Consider the following 16,733-nt stretch of genomic DNA (forward strand, 5'->3'; position numbering starts at 1 on the left):
GGCAAATGGCTTCGGCCTAGTTAAAAAAGAGGGCAAAGAGGGAGAACCTCCTCGCTGCCCCCTTTTCCGCTTGTTTACAGAACCTTGACACTGGAGGAAAGATGGTATATACTTTTAACATACAATTGTATGTTAAACAGACAAAAAGAGGTAAATGGATATGTTGAAAAGGCTTTCAGAATCGGAATTGGACGTCATGTTGGTTGTTTGGAGAGCGCAGGAGGCCTTGGACACCGGCGAAGTTGCGCGCCGCCTGCAAAAGGGCTGGAAAATACAGGCCGTGCAGGTGGTTTTGGGCAGGCTGGTCAAGAAGGGATATCTCTCCTGTGAGAAAATCGGGCGTTTGAATTATTACACTCCATTGGTCGCGGAAGCGGACTACCGTGCGGCGGAGACGGAAACCTTTGTGGAAAAGCTGTACCGGAATTCCCCGAAATCCCTGATTGCAGCGCTGGTACAATCCCAGCCCCTGAGCAAGGAGGATTTTGAGGAAATTCGGGCGTTGCTGGACCGAGGGGAGGAATCGTAGTGTTGGAAAGCATCTGTTTCCGGGTGTTGAGGCTCTCCCTGCAAATGTCCATACTGCTGTTGCTTTCCTTCCTGGGAAATAAGTGGCTCACACGGCGGTTTGCTGCGCAAGCAAGATGCTTCCTCTGGATGGCCTTTAGCATCCGCCTTTTGATTCCTGCATCTCTTTCGTTTGCTCTCCCGTCTTGGGGTGCAGAAATACAAAAGGCCACGGAAGCTGCCCTGCCCTCTGCGGCACAGATGGGACAGGCAGAGGCGCCGGTATTTGTGGATGTGCTTCCCATGGGTTCCACCGCAGGATTCGCGGCCCCAGCTGAGATTTCTTATGGACAGATATCCGCAGGGGAGGGCATTGCACTGCTCTGGCTGATCGGGGCGGTTTGCTTTCTTTTGGCACACGTGGGCATACATGTTTTCCATATGCGGTTCCTGCGGGCACACAGCGAAATTGTATGTGGCGGGGAGCAGCAAGCCCTCCTGGAGCAGATCCGGAAGGAGCTGCATGTCCGGCGCAATCTACCCGTTTGGATCTGCGGCAAAGTGGACAGCCCGATGCTCACCGGCCTGTTTCATCCCACGTTGATTTTGCCGCGGACGGAGTTTTCACAAGAGCAGCGGATGTTTATTTTCCGCCATGAACTTGCCCATTACAAACGGCGCGACCTTTGGACCAAGTGGGTGTTTCTGCTGGCGCAGAGCGTCCACTGGTTTAACCCCTTGGTACATATTCTGGCGAAGAAGGCAAATTTGGATTTGGAAAATGCCTGCGACGATACCGTCCTGAAGGGAAAGGACCGCCTTTACCGGAAGGCGTATGGAACGGTCCTGCTGGACGTCTTAACCAATCAAACCCATGCAGTGCCGCTGTCCACCCATTTTATAGGGAGGAAGGAAGAAATGATCGGACGCTTTCGAAACATGATCAACACAGCTCCCAAAAAGAAAGGGTATGGATTTCTCTGCTGTGTTTTGGTGGGGATGGTGTTGCTTACCAGCACGCTGTATCCAGCGCCGGCCCAGGCGGTAAGCGCGGGGGCCTCCTCCCAGCCGCAATCAACGCCGGAGGAGATTGCGGAAACAAGGGCACTCTTGACAGAATGTCTAAAGGGCTCGATGTTTGAAGGATACGTACCTTATCAGGAACTTCCTTTGTCGCAAGAGAATTACGACCGATGCGAAAAAGCGGAGCAGGCGTATCGTTCGCTTTTATTAAAAGCAGATGCCCGATCCATTGCGCAGGAATATAGAAAAAATCCCTCTTTTTTGGCCGTTTATGGGCAGGGAGAAAAGGACATTCAATCTGGCCTGTTTTGTTGCCAGGCAAATGCGGATATTCCAGAGGGAAATCGGAAAATGCATTTTATTTGGCTGGATTTTTCGGATGTATCGAATTTGCAGGTGATGGACGTGGGAACGATCTATCCGGGCAGGGGAAACGATGTCGATGAGCGGGTGCAAGAAATCACAAGGCAGTGGCATTCCATAGAAGAGGCCGCAACAGAATTTAACATTGATTTATCACAATATGAAAAGGCTTTTTCGATGATGGATCCAGCGATTATAGAAAATCAGGCGGACAATTTAGGATGGTCTTTGCAAGAGCAGCTAAAGAGGATGAGAGGATACCAGTTTGAACAGTTTCACCATAGGCAAATGACCGCGTTCATCAAAAAAGATCATACAGAAGGAGTAATGATTCATATGGACCGGAGTGGGACCTATGTCCATTATTTTGAAGTCCCTACAATTGCCGAAAGGAATCAAAGGAAGACGTTAGAGAGCCAGTTCCCCATATTCCGATCCGAGTGTAAAGCTTAAAAGGCAGATGCTTTAGCAAGACCACTACAACAAGGAGGACTTGGAAGAAATTCGGGCGCTGCTGGATCGAGAGGAGGAGTAAGAATGTTGGAAAATCTGTTTATCCAAACCTTCAGTGTATCCGTACAGATGGCTTTGCTGTTATTGCCGTTGTTTGTCACCGATAGATGGCTTACAAGAACATTTTCCTCTCAGGCAAAATGCTTTTTATGGTTGGTGTTTGGTGTCCGGTTATTGATTCCGATAACCTTTATGTTTCCCCTTTCAAAGGGGAATGCAACTATGCAGGGTTCGGCCGGAACCATTTCTTCCGCTGGGTCCCAGGCTGCCTACCCGCAGCCGGACGTTCTTTCGCAGGCGTTTCTCCCCAGTCCCATCCCTACATTTGACGCCCCTATCAAACCGTTCTATGAACACCTTTCTCTCCTGGAAGGCCTTGCCCTGATTTGGATTATGGGAAGTATTTGCTTTTTGTTTGCTCACATAGGGCTTTATCTGTTTCATATCTGGTTCCTGAAGAAAAGCGGGGAATCCAGCTTGAGCCGGGAACAATCCATTCTTTTGGAACAGGTGCGGAAGGACATGCATATCCGGCGGGACATCCCCGTAAGAATCAGCAGTCATGCGGAGGGGCCTATGATCCTGGGCCTATTTTGTCCCGTACTGATTTTGCCACAGATGGAACTGTCGCAACAACAGTTGGTATTTATTTTCCGCCACGAACTCGCCCATTATAAACGGCGCGACCTCTGGATCAAGTGGGTGTTTCTGCTGGCGCAGAGCGTCCACTGGTTTAACCCATTGGCACATATTCTGGCAAAGAAGGCAAATTTGGATTTAGAAAATGCCTGCGACGATACCGTCCTAAAGGGGAAAAGCCGCCTCTACCGGAAGGAATACGGGACGGTCCTACTGGAAGTCCTGACGGAACAGTCCCACAGGGTTCCGCTTTCTACTAATTTTTCAGGCAAGAAAAAGGAAATGGTCAGGCGTTTCCAAAATATTGTCCATCCATCATCAAAGCGGAATGGACATATTCTGATCGTCTGTATTGCAGCAGGTTTAATATTGCTTACCAGCTCCCTGAACCCGGCGTCTGTGCAGGCGTTAAATCCTTCGGTTCTTTCCCAGTTAAAGGCGGCCCGTACAACCCCGGAAGAACGGGCCGCCACCAAGGCGCTTTTGACAGAATGTCTAAAAGGCTCGATGTTTGAAACCTATCAGCCCTTCCGCGATTTGCCGTTGACCGATGAAAATTATCAGAGGTGCGAACAGGCGGAAGAATCGTACCGAAGCCTCTTAGAAAAAGTCTCCCCTGCAATGCAAACGCGCGAATATACAAACCATCCGTTCTTTCTCGCGGTCGATAGTAAAAAGAAAGGGGAAATTACATCCGGGCTCTTTTGCTGTCAAGCCGATAACCAGGTAGATCAAGGGCAGATAACGCTTATCGAATTAGAATTCTCCGATCCGTTTCATCCAGAAGTTTTTGAAATCGGTACAGCCTTTGCTTGTCAGGGAGAGCAACTGAATCAAAGATATTTTCAGCGGCAATCCGAAAAGCGGCATATACAAACAATTGCAGAACAATTTCAGATTGATTTGTCACAATATGAAGAAGCTTTTTCTACGGTCTATCCTTCCGTAATTCAAAACCAAGCGTATCTTTTAGGGGGATCTATAAAAAAACAGTTGGCACAAATGGGCCGTTATTCCTTTGAGAAGTTTTCTCTTAACCATACTTGGGCTTATATAAAAAAAGACCATACGGAAGGAGTTCTGTTCAACCAAGATGGAAATGGGATATATGCACACTTTTTTAGAATGGGGGCGTATACAGACAGGAGTAAAATAAGCGGAGAGGAAAATTGGTATCCCATTATCGAAAACAGATGCATTCCTCAGTAGTTCCGGAGACCACTGCCATTACAAAAGACCATACAGAAAGGACGAAAAAAGGGTTAGTTCATTCATGCCTGCGATGGTTTTCGTAAGTATCTTTTCAACAGCAGGTTTCGCATATAATGTAGATGCATGGGCAGGGATTACCGGAGGAAAAAATGCGATCACCTGCAGCGCTCATGCCAGTACAAATTGTTCAAAATCAGATTTAGAAGGGAGTTCTTACGAAGGATATATTGAGGAAGATGGTAGAGAATTCTACCAAATGGCAGGGGGCGATCAAGTAAGCTACGATACAGATTGGGATGTCAAAAATCCAAGCGGCCTGTATTATGAGATACATATATGGGGTAGTTTTTCCTATAAACATGGGATTGCCAGCGATCCATTTGACGAGATAGGAACAAAAAGTTTTATTTCGGCAAAGGACGGCGAATCACCTGGCGCTAAGCTGGAAATTGGTTTTAAAGACGCGCTTGTTAAAGCTTTCCAAATCCCTGTGAGCGAATATACCCATATCAGTTGTTATAGCGAGGACTATACGACATTTCAATTAAAAAATGTATCGGAACAAATTGGTAGAGCCGTTGGAGACACCAAGCCTGTTTACTTGATGAGTAAGGATGGCCGGACACTGTTGGTTCTAAAACAGGATGGTCAAGGCGTCAACTATCAATTTACGTTCTCCGTCCAGGACGGAACGTATAAGCTGGAAAATGTGGAGCAGAAACAGGGTGAGCTCATAGACGGTAAGGCCTTTTTGATGGCATAATTGCCTGTATTAAATTTGTGCAGTGGTATTCAGATGCCCCCGGCGAGCAAACGCCGGGGGCGTTTCGCATTTCCGCAAAACATTCCCTCTTTACAAAATTGTAGTTTTTCTTGACAAAGCGCGATGCAGTGTATATTATTGTACTAACATATTAGTACAAAGGGAGTGGGATCATGGGGAGCAGTTATGCAGCAGAAGTGGCGGCCATGAACGCAGTGATGGGATTTGTCGTGATGATCGTCCTCGTTTGCCTTGTGGGGGTTGCCGCACAGGTCCTTCTGGGGCTGGCGACGTATAATGACGCAAAGGCGCGCGGGAACAACGACCCGGTGATGTGGGGCCTGCTGGTGGGCTTTCTGGGCTGGATTCCCGGCATCGTCTATCTGTGCCTGCGCAATAACAACGCGAACCGGCTGATGACCTGCCCGCAGTGTGGGTTTGTACACCGGGTGGCGGAGCCGTTCTGCCCGCAGTGCCGCGTGCAGAATCCATACAGCGCGCCGTTTCAAAACCCCCTCACGCAGCAGCAGGCGCACCGCGCAAAACTGCTGTTGATCTGGGCGGTTGTGGCCTATGCCGCGGTGATCGTGCTGACTCTTGTCGCCGTCTTTGGGCTGATGACGTCTTTGGTTGGCGTGGCCATGTATTGACGGTTTTCTTCAAGAGAGAACGAGGACGTTCCCCCGCGGGAATGAAAAAGATTGGGACTGGGAGGACAATATATGTTACAGGTGACGGACCTGACAAAGATTTATAATCGCCTGGTGGCGAACGACCATCTGAATTTCACGGTAAATCCGGGCGAAATCGCCGTTTTGCTGGGGCCGAACGGCGCGGGAAAATCCACGGCGATCAAATGCATCGCGGGCCTTTTGCGTTTCCAGGGAAATATCACGATCTGCGGCCATCCAAACAAGAGCGTGGAGGCCAAAAAGGAGTTCGGCTATATCCCGGAGATGCCGGCGCTGTTTGAGGCGCTGACCGTGCGGGAGCATCTGGAGTTTATCGCGCGGGCCTATAAGGTGGAAAATTGGGAGAAAAAGACGGATGCGCTGTTGGAGCGCATGGAGCTGGACGATAAGCAGAACAAGCTGGGCGGCGAGCTGAGCAAGGGCATGCAGCAAAAGGTGAGCATCTGCTGCGCGCTTTTGCCCGCGCCGAAGGTGGTCATGCTGGACGAACCGCTGGTCGGCCTGGACCCCCACGCGATCAAGGAGCTCAAGCAGATGCTTCTGGAATTGCGGCAGAACGGCTGCTCCATCCTGGTGAGCACGCACATGCTGGACAGCGTGGAAGAGCTTTGGGATAAGGCGCTCATCATGGTGCAGGGGAAGATCGCCGCGGTGCGCACCCGCTCCGAAATCGAAGCCAACGGCGAAGACCTGGAGCAGCTCTTTTTCTCCATCACGGAGGGAGCTTCCGACGGAGGCGCGGCATGAGTACCATTTTTTATATGCTCCGCAAGGAGTGGAAAAACCGCCTGCTGGCGCTGTTCCGGCACCCGGGCAAGCTGGTGGTCTATATCCTTCTGGTGGTGCTGCTGGTCAATTCGGTGATCAGCACCGCGCTGACGCCGCAGGCGGACCTGGGCGGCTTTTTGGATCTGCGCATCCTGCACGGCGCTTACTTGGGGATTTTGCTGTTGTTCACTGTGCCCATCCTGTTGAATGCGCTGCAAAAGGGCACCACCTTCTTTGGCATGAGCGACGTCAACCTGCTGTTTGTGTCGCCCATATCCCCCAAAAAGATCCTGGCATACGGCCTGATGAAGCAGATGGGCCGCACGCTGTTGATGATGTTCTTTTTCCTGTTCTACGGGGCGATGATGGCGCAGACGTTCGGGATTGTCTGGACGGACACGCTGGCCCTGGTGCTGGGGGCTGCGGTGACGCTGTTTTCCGTACAGGTGCTCTCGCTGTTGCTTTACAATTTTACAAATGGCAATCCGGCGCGGGTGCGTACCGCAAAAGCCATCCTATATGTCTATCTTGCTGCGATCGCGGGGATCATCCTGTTGGAGTTCACGGAAGGCGGCTCGAACATGGAGGCGCTGCTGGCGGCGGTTTCCTCCCCCAAGCTGGAATACCTGCCCCTGCTCGGCTGGATCAAGGGCGCATGCTTTGCGTTCATCGCCGGGAACCTGGCGCAGGCGGGCCTGTTTGCCGGCCTGACGGTGCTGGCGGTCGCCGCGTGCGTGCTGGTGTTTGTGCGCGGCAATGTCGATTATTTTGAAGACGTCTTGCAGTCCACGGAGACGGCGCAGGAGCAGCGCGACGCCCTCAAAAAGGCCGCGGACAGCGGGATGATGACCACCAACAATGGGAAGAAGCGCAAGTACAAGGTGCGCACCACGGGCATCCGGCGCGGCTGGGGCGCGAATACCTTCTTCTATAAGCATCTGTGTGAGGCGCGGCGCAGAAGCCGCATCCCGTTTGTGGATTCAAACACGATTATCTTGGTGCTGGTCAACCTGGGCATGGCGTTTATCCTCTCGCATGTTTGGAGCGAAGAGGGGGACGTGATGCCGGCGGGCCTGATGATGATTATTGGGGCAGCGTTTAGCTGTTATATCCTGTTTTTCCTGAATGCCGCGGGCGCATGGATGCAGGAACTGATGAAGCCCTATATCTATTTGGTCCCGGCCAGCGGCTTTACCAAGCTGGTGTGGGCGGCAATGTCCACCATGCTCAAGCCGGTGGTGGACGGCGTGATTGTATTCGCGATATTGGGCATCTACGCACAAGCAAACCCGTTGACCGTCCTTTTATGTATCCTGGTGTATGCCAGTATGGGCGTGTTGTACATTGCGGGCAGCGTCCTTTCCGACCGCATTCTCGGCACGGTGGCGAACAAAGGGCTGATTATGATATTGTACATGCTGATTTTGTTGCTGTTGGTTTTGCCGGGCGTGGGGATTTCCCTGGTCCTGCTGCTCACGATGGGCGATTTCCTGCCCGCGATCGTCATCGGGATGCCGGTGGTGCTCTGGAACCTGGCGGTTTCGGCCGGTGTGTTTGCCCTTTGCCGGAACAACCTGGAGAATGTGGAGTTGACCAATTCCCTGTAACTCCCAGGCGGACGCATGGCGTCTTTCGCGCCTACGGCGGACCTCCGGTCGGGACGCGGACGCACGGCGTCTTTTCGCGGACCTCCGGTCAGGACGCGCCTACGGCGTTCCCTACAAAAGGAAACTGCAAGGAATTTGCTTGCCACTCCATACGGGGAAGGCTCTACAGAAGCAAGCCAATCGCTTTACAAAAGCGAGAAAGGAAGAAATCCAACGTTCCCACACGACATCCGGAAAACAGCAGCGAAAAACACAGAAAGCCCCAACCCTGGGAACTCCCGGGGTTGGGGCCTTACCGTTATCGGGAAGAAGCCTTCCCTTTTATTTCGATGTCCAGTCCACGATTACGCAATCGTTACCGTGCAGTGCTTTGTAGCGTTCTGGCCCGGCAGGGTGGTGTAAACGCCCGTGCTCTGGCCCGGCGTGCCGATGGCATAGACTCTGTAGTAGTAGTCGTTGCCGATCTTCGCCACGAACTGCGTCTTCAGCACATCGCCGTTGCCGACCGTGAAGCCCGGCGTCATGGCGTTGCCGTTGACCACGGTCATCTTGAAGCAATACGCCTGGCCGTGCTTCAGCGTGAAGTTCACCGTCGTGTCGGAAACCACATAGGCATTCGCCGCCACGCTCTGGCCTGCGGATACCACGCCCGCTGCACCGTACGCATTGCCAACGTTCGCGGACGTGCTGCCGCCGGAGCTGCCGGCGTTCGAACCGCCGTTGTTCACTTCCACCAGGTTGGCCTTCGCTGCATGCGCCTGTGCGACCGCGTTGTCTACAACCGCCTGGCCCTCTTCTGCGTCGAGGGTCTCGTCCGCCAGCAGGGTCTTCAGGTTCGCAATCGAAGCGGCAACCGCTGCATAGCTCGTTGCCGTGTAATCGGAAGCGTCCAGTGCTTCGAGCTCGTTCAGCAGAGCTTCCAGTTCGCTCTTATCCGCCTTCTTGCGGAGCGCTGCCATGGCCTCGGTCAGCGTCTGTGCCGCCGCGTCGATCGTCGCCTGCGCGTCGTCCTTCGTCAGCGCCTTTGCTGCATCGAGCGCTGCCTGGAATGCCTCCTGTCCGTCCGGCAGGTACTTGCCCTCTGCGATCTCCGCCGCTACTTCTTCCGCCTTCTCGATCAAGTCGTTCAGGCTGTTCCGATCGGAGGCGCGCACCAGGCCCTCCGCTGCGTTCAGCAGGCCGTCGTATGCCTTCGTGACGTCCGCTTCCAGCGGCTCGCCGTCTGCGATCACTTCTGCTGCCTGCGCCATTGCGCCGGCAAATGCCGCCCAGCTGTCGCTCGTGAAGTCGTCCTCCACCAGGCCGCTCAGCAGGTTATACAGCTCTTCCAGTGCGCTCGTGTCGCCCGCCTGGAAGTCCAGATAGTGGATGACGTTCAGCAGGCCGCTCCAAGCCGCATCGATCTGCGCCTGGGTTGCTGCGTCGTCGGCCAATACCGCTGCCGCTGCGTCGTAAGCCTCCATGAAGGCTTCCTTCGCTGCAGTGACCAGCGAATCGACCGTGCCGTCGTCCACATAGGTCTTCGCATAGTTGTAAGTCTCTTCAAGGATGCGCTTGTCCGTCACTTCGAAGACGAAGTCCAGAGCAATGGAACCATTTTCGACCGTCGCCGTGTAGGTGTAGGAATCGCCGCTGATGAGCTGCGGTTCGCCGCCGTTGATGGTCACGGAGCGGAAGTTCTTGCCCTCCACGCGCGGCGCAAAGGTCAATTCGGCTTCCGTGCCGTCTGCAACGTCCTTCATTTCGAACTTGCCGAGCAGGTCCGCGATCTTCTGCGGTTCGCCGTCCACCGTCAGGGTGACGTCTTTATTGTTGTAGGTCGCCGTCAGGTTCTGCTCTTCCGATGCAGGGATCGGCAGGGCGTCCTGGGAGGTGGTTTCATTGCCGGCCAGCGTGTCTTCAAACAGCAGATAGAATGCCGCTGCGGACCAGCTGAAGTTCTTGGTGTGCAGGCCCTCGCCGGTCTCCGGGTTGTAGTTTTCACGGATGGGGCCGTCGCCCAGCAGGCCTTCCGTATTGTCGAACAGGCGGTAAGCCGCTTCTCTGGCTTCGTCCTCATAGCCGTAGTTCTGCAGGGCCTCTACCGCGTACAGCGCCTGATCCAGCCAGACCGGGCCTCTCCAATAGGTGCTCGGGCTGTACTTGTCGTTGTCCGCAGAAGCGGTTGGGAACGGAACCGGACGGTAGAATTTGTCCTCGTCCAGCATGTTTTCGGCAACGCGCGCAGCCTTTTCCGGCGTGGCGAGCTTTGCCCACAGCGGGAGCCAGCCCTCAGTGCCCTTGCCGCGGTTGACCAGCAGTTTCTTTTCGCTGCCGTCTTCGTTGGTCTGGAGGTCGTAGTAGAAGCCGGTCTCCTCATCGAACATGTTCGTGTTGATGTAATCGCGGACGTATGCCGCTTCCTTTTCGTACTTGGCAACGTCTTCGTCGTAGCCGAGCACTTCTGCCATGGACATCAGGAACGCTTTCTCCGCATAGAGGTAGGAGTTCAGGTCCACGGATTCCTGGTTGATGCTGTAGCCGACGATTTCATTATCGGCATTGCGCACCGGGAAGACATGCACGCCGATGTCGTCCGGGCCGTTGCCCTCTTTGTCAAAGCGGGTGGCGTTGTCCATGCCGCTTTCCCATGCAGCTGCCTCGATGATGGCGTCCTCGTCAAAGAGCGGTTCGTCGTTCTCGTCCAGCAGGATGTTGCCCTCGCGGTCATACTGATAGTGGGAATCGTGCACCATGGCGCCGTATTCCGCAATGCCGTTGTGGTCGACGTCGCGGTTGGTGTACCACCAATTGTGGTAGGCGACCAGCTTCGGATACATCTCTTCCAAGAAGGCCACGTCGCCCGTCTGGCGGTAGATGTTGTAGACCGCCCATGCCGCCAATGCTGGTTTGGAGTTGCGTTCGTTCCAGTTGCCGCTGTCGCCGCCGCGCTCCGGTCCAAGGTTGTAGAAGATGCAGTCAACGATCGTGCCAGCGTCCTGCGGGCGGACCGGGTCGTCCGGGGTGATCTGATAATCGAAGTGTGCGCGGATATTATCCTCTGCGGCCTCAGGGTTGAAGCGGGCCATACCGGTCGCCTGTTTCCAGGAATCCCAGCCCCACAGGCCGATGAACCACTGGTAGGATTTGGACGGGACAATGCCGCCGTGCTGCAGGGCGCCCGCCGCGCTGATCCAGTTGGTCATCAGGGTTTCGATAGCTTTCACAGCCGCGTTTTTGTACGCCTGGTCCACGTCCGCGTTGTCGATGGTATCGACATAGCCCTGCCAACGCTCGCTGTTTTCCACAAAGTAGCCGTCGCCGCTGGCCAGCATGTCCGCGGTTTTGTCCGCTTCCTCTGCGGCCTCTTCGTCCGTGAAGGTAAAGCTCTGCGTCTGGTAGGTCACATAGGGCTCGTCCGGCTCCACGGTGATGGGCGCTTCGAATGTGCTTTCATAGGAGAGCGCATCCTCGGAGACCTCCGTTGTGACCGGCTGGTCAAAGCGGATGTTAAACCTGTTTTCCTCTGTGGTCATGTAGCTCCAGATCTCGCGGATGGTTTGGAAGTTTACGGCTACGCCGTCCTCCGTGGCCTCCAGAGAGGTTCCGGAGGGGGAACCATACGCGTCGTATGAGTCAAAGATGGAGCCGGTCTGCTTGAGGTTCAGCTCCAGCGCCTCGTCCGTCTTATTGTCGATGGTGGTACGGATTAAAGCGGTGCGGTCGCTGGCGAAGATCAATTCGAGCTTGAGGTCGATGTCCTCCATGGCATAGCCCTGCACCAGCTTGCCGGGATAGGCGTTGACGGTCGCTTCTGCATCCGCCAGGTCATAGGTCGTGCCGTCCGTTCCCTCAATTACCCATTTGCCGATGCAATCCGAGAGATTCACCGGGTATTCTTCCGCGAGGATCACCGGGCCGGCAAAGCCGCCGTAGGCATCGGTGTTGTCCTGGGTGTGCAGGTAGTAACCGTGCCAGGAACCCAAGTCACAGAAATTGTTGTATTTGTTCGTGCTGTAGTCACCATAAATCTGTGTGGTGGGAACAGCGGTCATGTCCAGCACATTGGCATAGCCGATCGGTTCCGGGGCAAGGATCGAATCCTCCTGCGCTGCCGCGGCCGCAAAAGCGCCGCCTGGAATTGTGCCCGCAACAAGTGTGGCACACAGGAGCATTGCAAGTGCAGAACGGTGCAGTTTTTTCATGAGACTTCCTTCCTTTCAAAATGTTTCGATCTGCGGGAATCGCTGGGTCCCCAGCAAGCGCTTGGAGAGGGCGCCGCGCCTCTTCCCGCTGGAGGCGGCAGGGATCGGTTGGATGGCCTCCCTTCTTTTGAAAGATTTCCAAAAATAAAAAACCCTATAAAAGAATTTCAGGCAGAACGATCCATATCTTAATAAAGGCGAAACGAAATATGTGAACAGATGAATGTTTAATAGTATATTAACATTTACAAATTGTAAAGTAAAGAATACTCGTGCATAATATATAACCATTCTTTTTGTTATATTGCATAAATTCTGATCGCATATTGATTTATAAAGCAGTTTTTGATAATATTATATGAATAGAAAAATTTATGGCGGGATGTTGGGCGGCCAGCAGGCCAAGCGCCCCAGGAAACCGTTGCCACAGAGGGAAAAAGGGCTTGTAAAAAATTTTTCAGAAAAATTGAAAAAAACGCTTGCATTTTCAAATATCCTGTGCTATTATATGGGAGTCGCCAGTGAGGACGACAAGAATTGAATAGTTGGTGTCGATGACGATGAGGGTCCACCCGTTCCCATCCCGAACACGGAAGTTAAGCTCATTAGTGCCGAAGATACTTGGCTGGCGACGGCCCGGGACAATAGGAAGGCGCCAACATCAAAGCAGTCACCCAATAGGGTGGCTGTTTTTTTATAATTTCATATGCTTTTTTGCCGTTTTTGCGCAGCCGCGCCAGATCTGCGTGGCGCAATTGCGTGCCGGGCGCATGTTCTGCAACAAACCGGAAACAACATCCATGCAGAGGTTTTGTAGATCCCCTTGTTTTTTTGCACGGTTTTCTATATAATGTTATTTAGCGCTTTAAAGCATAAAGTAATAAAAGTACAGACAGGAGTGATCGTATGATTATTGTCATGAAACACGGCTCCACCCAGGAGAACGTTGATAAAATCGTAGAAGTCCTGAAGGCACACGGCCTCGGGGCAAACCTTTCCACTGGCGCCCAGGCGACCATCATCGGCGTGCTGGGCGACAAGAGCAGGCTGGCGGACGCCAACCTGGAATTGATGGACGGCGTGGAGAAGTGCGTGCCCATCATGCATTCCTATAAGCTGGCCAGCCGGGAGATGTGCCCGGATGGGCGCGTTGCAGAGGTGGGCGGCCAGAGGATCGGCGGGAAACAGCTGGTCCTGATGGCGGGTCCCTGCGCGGTCGAGAGCGAGGAACAGATCCTGGAGGCGGCCCAAGGGGTCAAGGCAGCGGGCGCAACATTCCTGCGCGGCGGCGCGTATAAGCCGCGCACCTCGCCGTATGCGTTCCAGGGCATGGAGGACGAGGGCTTCAAGCTGCTCCGCAAGGCGGCGGACGCCACGGGCCTCAAGGTCGTCAGCGAAGTGATCTCCCATGACCAGATCGACACGGCGGCCAAATACTGCGATATGTTCCAGGTGGGCGCGCGCAACATGCAGAATTTCCGCCTGCTGCGCGAGATCGGCCGCTCGAAGGTGCCGGTGCTGCTCAAGCGCGGCATCGCCTCCACGATTGAGGAATGGCTGGACGCTGCCGAATACATTATGAGCGAAGGCAATTATAATGTTGTATTATGCGAACGCGGAATCCGTACCTTTGAAACCGCCACGCGCAATACGCTGGATGTCTCCGCGGTGCCGGTGGTCAAGGAGCGCAGCAGCCTGCCGATCATCATCGACCCCTCCCATGCGGCGGGGAAATCGCGCTACATTGAAAGCCTGTCCCTGGCGGGGATCGCTGCCGGGGCGGACGGCCTGATTATCGAAGTGCATCCGGAGCCGAAGGTCGCCATGAGCGACGCGGCCCAGCAGCTCACCATTCCGGAATACCAGGCGTTGGTCAAAAAGGTTGGCGCAGTGGCCGCCGCCGTGGGAAGGGAACTGCCCTGCTGAGCGGCCGCAGGGGCTGGCTGCGGCTTTGGAATGCCTTCCAAGCGGGCGGCGGCTCCATAAAGCGGGGGAAGTTTTCCACAGGATGGGCGTTCTCGGTGGAAAACAAAGCCGCTCTGGGATTTCCGGGGAAATAGTTTCCCGGGGAATAAACTTTAGACGAAGGAACCATGGAATGGCAATCGATGAAACGGGCCCCGTTCTCCCAAGTGGAGGGCGGGGCCCGTTTTGTGCATTTCCGGCAGAGTTGTCCGCACGGAAAGCGCCTGCGGGATGCGCGCAACCCGGTCAGCCCATTTCGCCCAGCGTCAGCCCTTCAAAAAAGCAATCGTAGCTGCAATGGTAGATCTGATGCAGCGCAACCAGCAGGCGGATCGGGATATTCAGCTCGCCGGTTTCGTAGCGGGAATACAGGCCCCGCGTGGTGGAAAGGCCGAGGATGCCCAGCCGGGCCACCAACTGGTCCTGTGTCAGCCCGTTCGCCTTTCGGAGGCGGCGCAGGTTGTTTCCCATGTTGAGATCGGCCTTTAATTTTTCCATCAGGAGCCCTCCTCTGCGGCCATTTCCCATATACAAGGATGCGTATCTATGTTATGCTAAATAAGAAATAAACGCAAGCGGAAGGGCAGGGGGCAGCGATGCGCGCCGGACAGAAGGGCCATTACAAGAATGGTTGCTTTATGGGGCACCGGGATGCACCCGATGGGTTGTATCCCCTGCTGCGCAAGGAAGTGGAGAGGCACATCCTGCAATACGGGGTGAACCGCTTCTTTGTCGGCACCTACGGCAATTTTGACCGCATGGCGGCTTCCGTGTTGGGGGAGATCAAAGCGCGGTATCCGCACATCCGCTTCTATCAGATGCTCGCCTATCCGCCGGAGCAGGAGTGGATGGAACTGCCGCCCGGCTGCGAACGCGCCGTCTATCCAAAGAAGCTGGCCCGGGTCCCGGAGAAGGCGGCGATCCCGGTTCTGAACCGCATGGTGGTGGACGCCTCCGACTACGTGATTGCCTATGTCTACCGCGTTTCCAACGGCGCCTATCAGACATGGAAGTATGCCCGCCTGCGGGAACAGCGGGGATTGCTTTGCATAAACAACCTGGCGGAATTTTGAACGGGATAGGGGTTTTATCTGGAACCATCATGTGAAAAATGCCATGCAAATGTAGGAACGTTCCTGCGTTTGCATGGCATTTTTCCTTATATTGAGGGGGAAAACGGGCGGCTGGGACGCGCTTTTGGGAGGCCGGCCAAAAAAGGAAGAGCGGAATGGTCTGCTAAAATATTGTAAATTCCGGTTTTGTTATCGTAAAGACTTTAAAAACCAAACCGGATACAATAGAGACAACGAAAGGGGAACGGCCCCGGGGAGGCGGAGAATCCGGCCGGCCCAAATCAAACAGTCAAAGTTACATAGGAGGAACGATCTATGAAAATGAGAAGATTTGCAGCAGCTATCCTTTCCGTATTGATGTTTAGCGCATGTGTGACCGGATGCGGAAGCACGGAAGAAACCCCCGCAGCAACCGACGGCACCGCTTCGACCGAGAGTACAAGCGATACGAACGCAGGCGGCGAGGACGACGGGAAATTGAAGGTCGGCTTTGCACAGATCGGCCAGGAATCCGGCTGGCGCGACGCGGAGACCGCTTCCATCCAGTTCTATGCAGGCCAGAATTTGGATACCATCGATTTCAAATTTGCAGATGCACAGCAGAAACAGGAAAACCAGATCAAAGCAATCAAATCCTTTATCGATATGGGCGTTGACGTCATCGGCTTGGCGCCGGTGGTAGAGACCGGTTGGGACGCCGTATTCACCGAGGCAAAGGACGCAGGCATCCCGATCATCCTGGTAGACCGTATGGCGGACGTCCCGGAAGACCTCTATGCAACGTTCATCGGCTCTGACTTCATCGAAGAGGGCAAGAACGCAGCCGACGAAATGGCGAAGCTGATCGGCAACAGCGGCAAGATCGTACAGCTCGAAGGCACCGTGGGCGCCTCCTCTGCAAACGACCGCAAGAAGGGCTTTGAGGATCAGATGGCGGCGGAATATCCGGACATCGAGATCATCGCATCCCAGACCGGCGACTTCACCCGCGCAAAGGGCAAGGAAGTCATGGAGTCCTTCCTCAAGACCTATGGTTCTGAAATCAAGGGCGTTTATGCGCACAACGACGATATGATGCTCGGCGCGATCGAGGCCATCAAGGAAGCCGGCCTCAAGCCCGGCGAGGACATCAAGACCGTTTCCTGCGACGGCGTCAAGGCGATCTTTGAAGCAATGGCTGCCGGCGAAGCAAACGTCACCATCGAGTGCAACCCGCTGCTCGGCCCGGTCTTCTTTGAGACGGCGCAGAAGCTTGCAAACGGCGAAACCGTTGAGAAATGGATCAAGTCCGAAGAGGGCATCTTCCGTCAGGAGACCGCCGCAGAAGACATCAAGACCCGTGTCTATTAATTTGATTTCTCCTTCACTTTCTTTCTTCTTCATTTTATAAATTTTACCGATTCTGTGAAATCCGCCCCGCCTGT

General features: G+C 54.2%; 12 protein-coding genes and 1 rRNA gene. 11 read left to right on the top strand and 2 right to left on the bottom strand.

The features are described 5' to 3' along the window. The first annotated feature begins 160 nt into the window (after window positions 1-160). The 7 genes from I2G69_RS10920 (at window position 161) to I2G69_RS10950 (ending at window position 8,087) form a co-directional block, all read left to right on the top strand. Entirely contained in the window at window positions 161-529 is a 369-nt protein-coding gene (locus tag I2G69_RS10920) for a BlaI/MecI/CopY family transcriptional regulator (RefSeq protein WP_191405961.1), read from the top strand. Next, window positions 529-2,346 carry a M56 family metallopeptidase gene (locus I2G69_RS10925; RefSeq protein ID WP_195560775.1) on the top strand — a complete coding sequence of 606 codons (1,818 nt, stop codon included), beginning with the start codon at window positions 529-531 and terminating at the stop codon, window positions 2,344-2,346. The genes I2G69_RS10920 and I2G69_RS10925 overlap by 1 nt, the downstream gene beginning before the upstream one ends. An 84-nt stretch (window positions 2,347-2,430) precedes the next feature. Further along, window positions 2,431-4,254, top strand: a complete 1,824-nt coding sequence (locus I2G69_RS10930; protein WP_195560776.1) for a M56 family metallopeptidase — start codon at window positions 2,431-2,433, stop codon at window positions 4,252-4,254. 64 nt (window positions 4,255-4,318) lie between these two features. Continuing rightward, window positions 4,319-5,020, top strand: a complete 702-nt coding sequence (locus I2G69_RS10935) for a hypothetical protein (RefSeq protein ID WP_195560777.1) — start codon at window positions 4,319-4,321, stop codon at window positions 5,018-5,020. A gap of 173 nt (window positions 5,021-5,193) precedes the next feature. After that, entirely contained in the window at window positions 5,194-5,670 is a 477-nt protein-coding gene (locus I2G69_RS10940; RefSeq protein ID WP_195560778.1) for a hypothetical protein, read from the top strand. Window positions 5,671-5,742: 72 nt separating this feature from the next. After that, window positions 5,743-6,459 carry an ABC transporter ATP-binding protein gene (locus I2G69_RS10945; protein WP_087235228.1) on the top strand — a complete coding sequence of 239 codons (717 nt, stop codon included), beginning with the start codon at window positions 5,743-5,745 and terminating at the stop codon, window positions 6,457-6,459. After that, on the top strand, window positions 6,456-8,087 hold the full coding sequence (locus I2G69_RS10950; RefSeq protein WP_195560779.1) for a putative ABC exporter domain-containing protein: 1,632 nt from the start codon (window positions 6,456-6,458) through the stop codon (window positions 8,085-8,087). Before I2G69_RS10945 ends, I2G69_RS10950 begins: the two co-directional genes overlap by 4 nt. Window positions 8,088-8,431: 344 nt before the next feature. On the opposite strand, the gene ygjK is transcribed toward I2G69_RS10950, so the two are convergent. Then, window positions 8,432-12,271, bottom strand: coding sequence for an alpha-glucosidase (gene ygjK / locus I2G69_RS10955; RefSeq protein WP_195560780.1), 3,840 nt, complete (start codon window positions 12,269-12,271; stop codon window positions 8,432-8,434). 544 nt (window positions 12,272-12,815) lie between these two features. Between ygjK and rrf the strand changes: the two genes are divergently transcribed. Both rrf and aroF read left to right on the top strand, forming a co-directional pair. After that, window positions 12,816-12,932 (top strand): 5S ribosomal RNA (gene rrf / locus I2G69_RS10960). Between the two features lie 245 nt (window positions 12,933-13,177). Further along, entirely contained in the window at window positions 13,178-14,197 is a 1,020-nt protein-coding gene (aroF, locus tag I2G69_RS10965) for a 3-deoxy-7-phosphoheptulonate synthase (protein ID WP_087234593.1), read from the top strand. Between the two features lie 285 nt (window positions 14,198-14,482). Here the strand turns inward: aroF and I2G69_RS10970 are convergent, their stop codons facing one another. Then, window positions 14,483-14,734, bottom strand: coding sequence for a helix-turn-helix domain-containing protein (locus I2G69_RS10970; protein ID WP_191441711.1), 252 nt, complete (start codon window positions 14,732-14,734; stop codon window positions 14,483-14,485). Window positions 14,735-14,832: 98 nt separating this feature from the next. On the opposite strand from I2G69_RS10970, the gene I2G69_RS10975 reads away from it, so the two are divergent. Further along, window positions 14,833-15,309 carry a hypothetical protein gene (locus tag I2G69_RS10975; RefSeq protein WP_195560781.1) on the top strand — a complete coding sequence of 159 codons (477 nt, stop codon included), beginning with the start codon at window positions 14,833-14,835 and terminating at the stop codon, window positions 15,307-15,309. A gap of 315 nt (window positions 15,310-15,624) precedes the next feature. Then, window positions 15,625-16,659, top strand: a complete 1,035-nt coding sequence (locus tag I2G69_RS10980; protein ID WP_195560782.1) for an ABC transporter substrate-binding protein — start codon at window positions 15,625-15,627, stop codon at window positions 16,657-16,659. Window positions 16,660-16,733: the final 74 nt, after the last annotated feature.

Origin of the sequence: Anaeromassilibacillus sp. D41t1_190614_C2, from assembly GCF_015558525.1 — a bacterium.
Classification (GTDB): Bacteria; Bacillota; Clostridia; order Oscillospirales; family Acutalibacteraceae; genus Anaeromassilibacillus; species Anaeromassilibacillus stercoravium.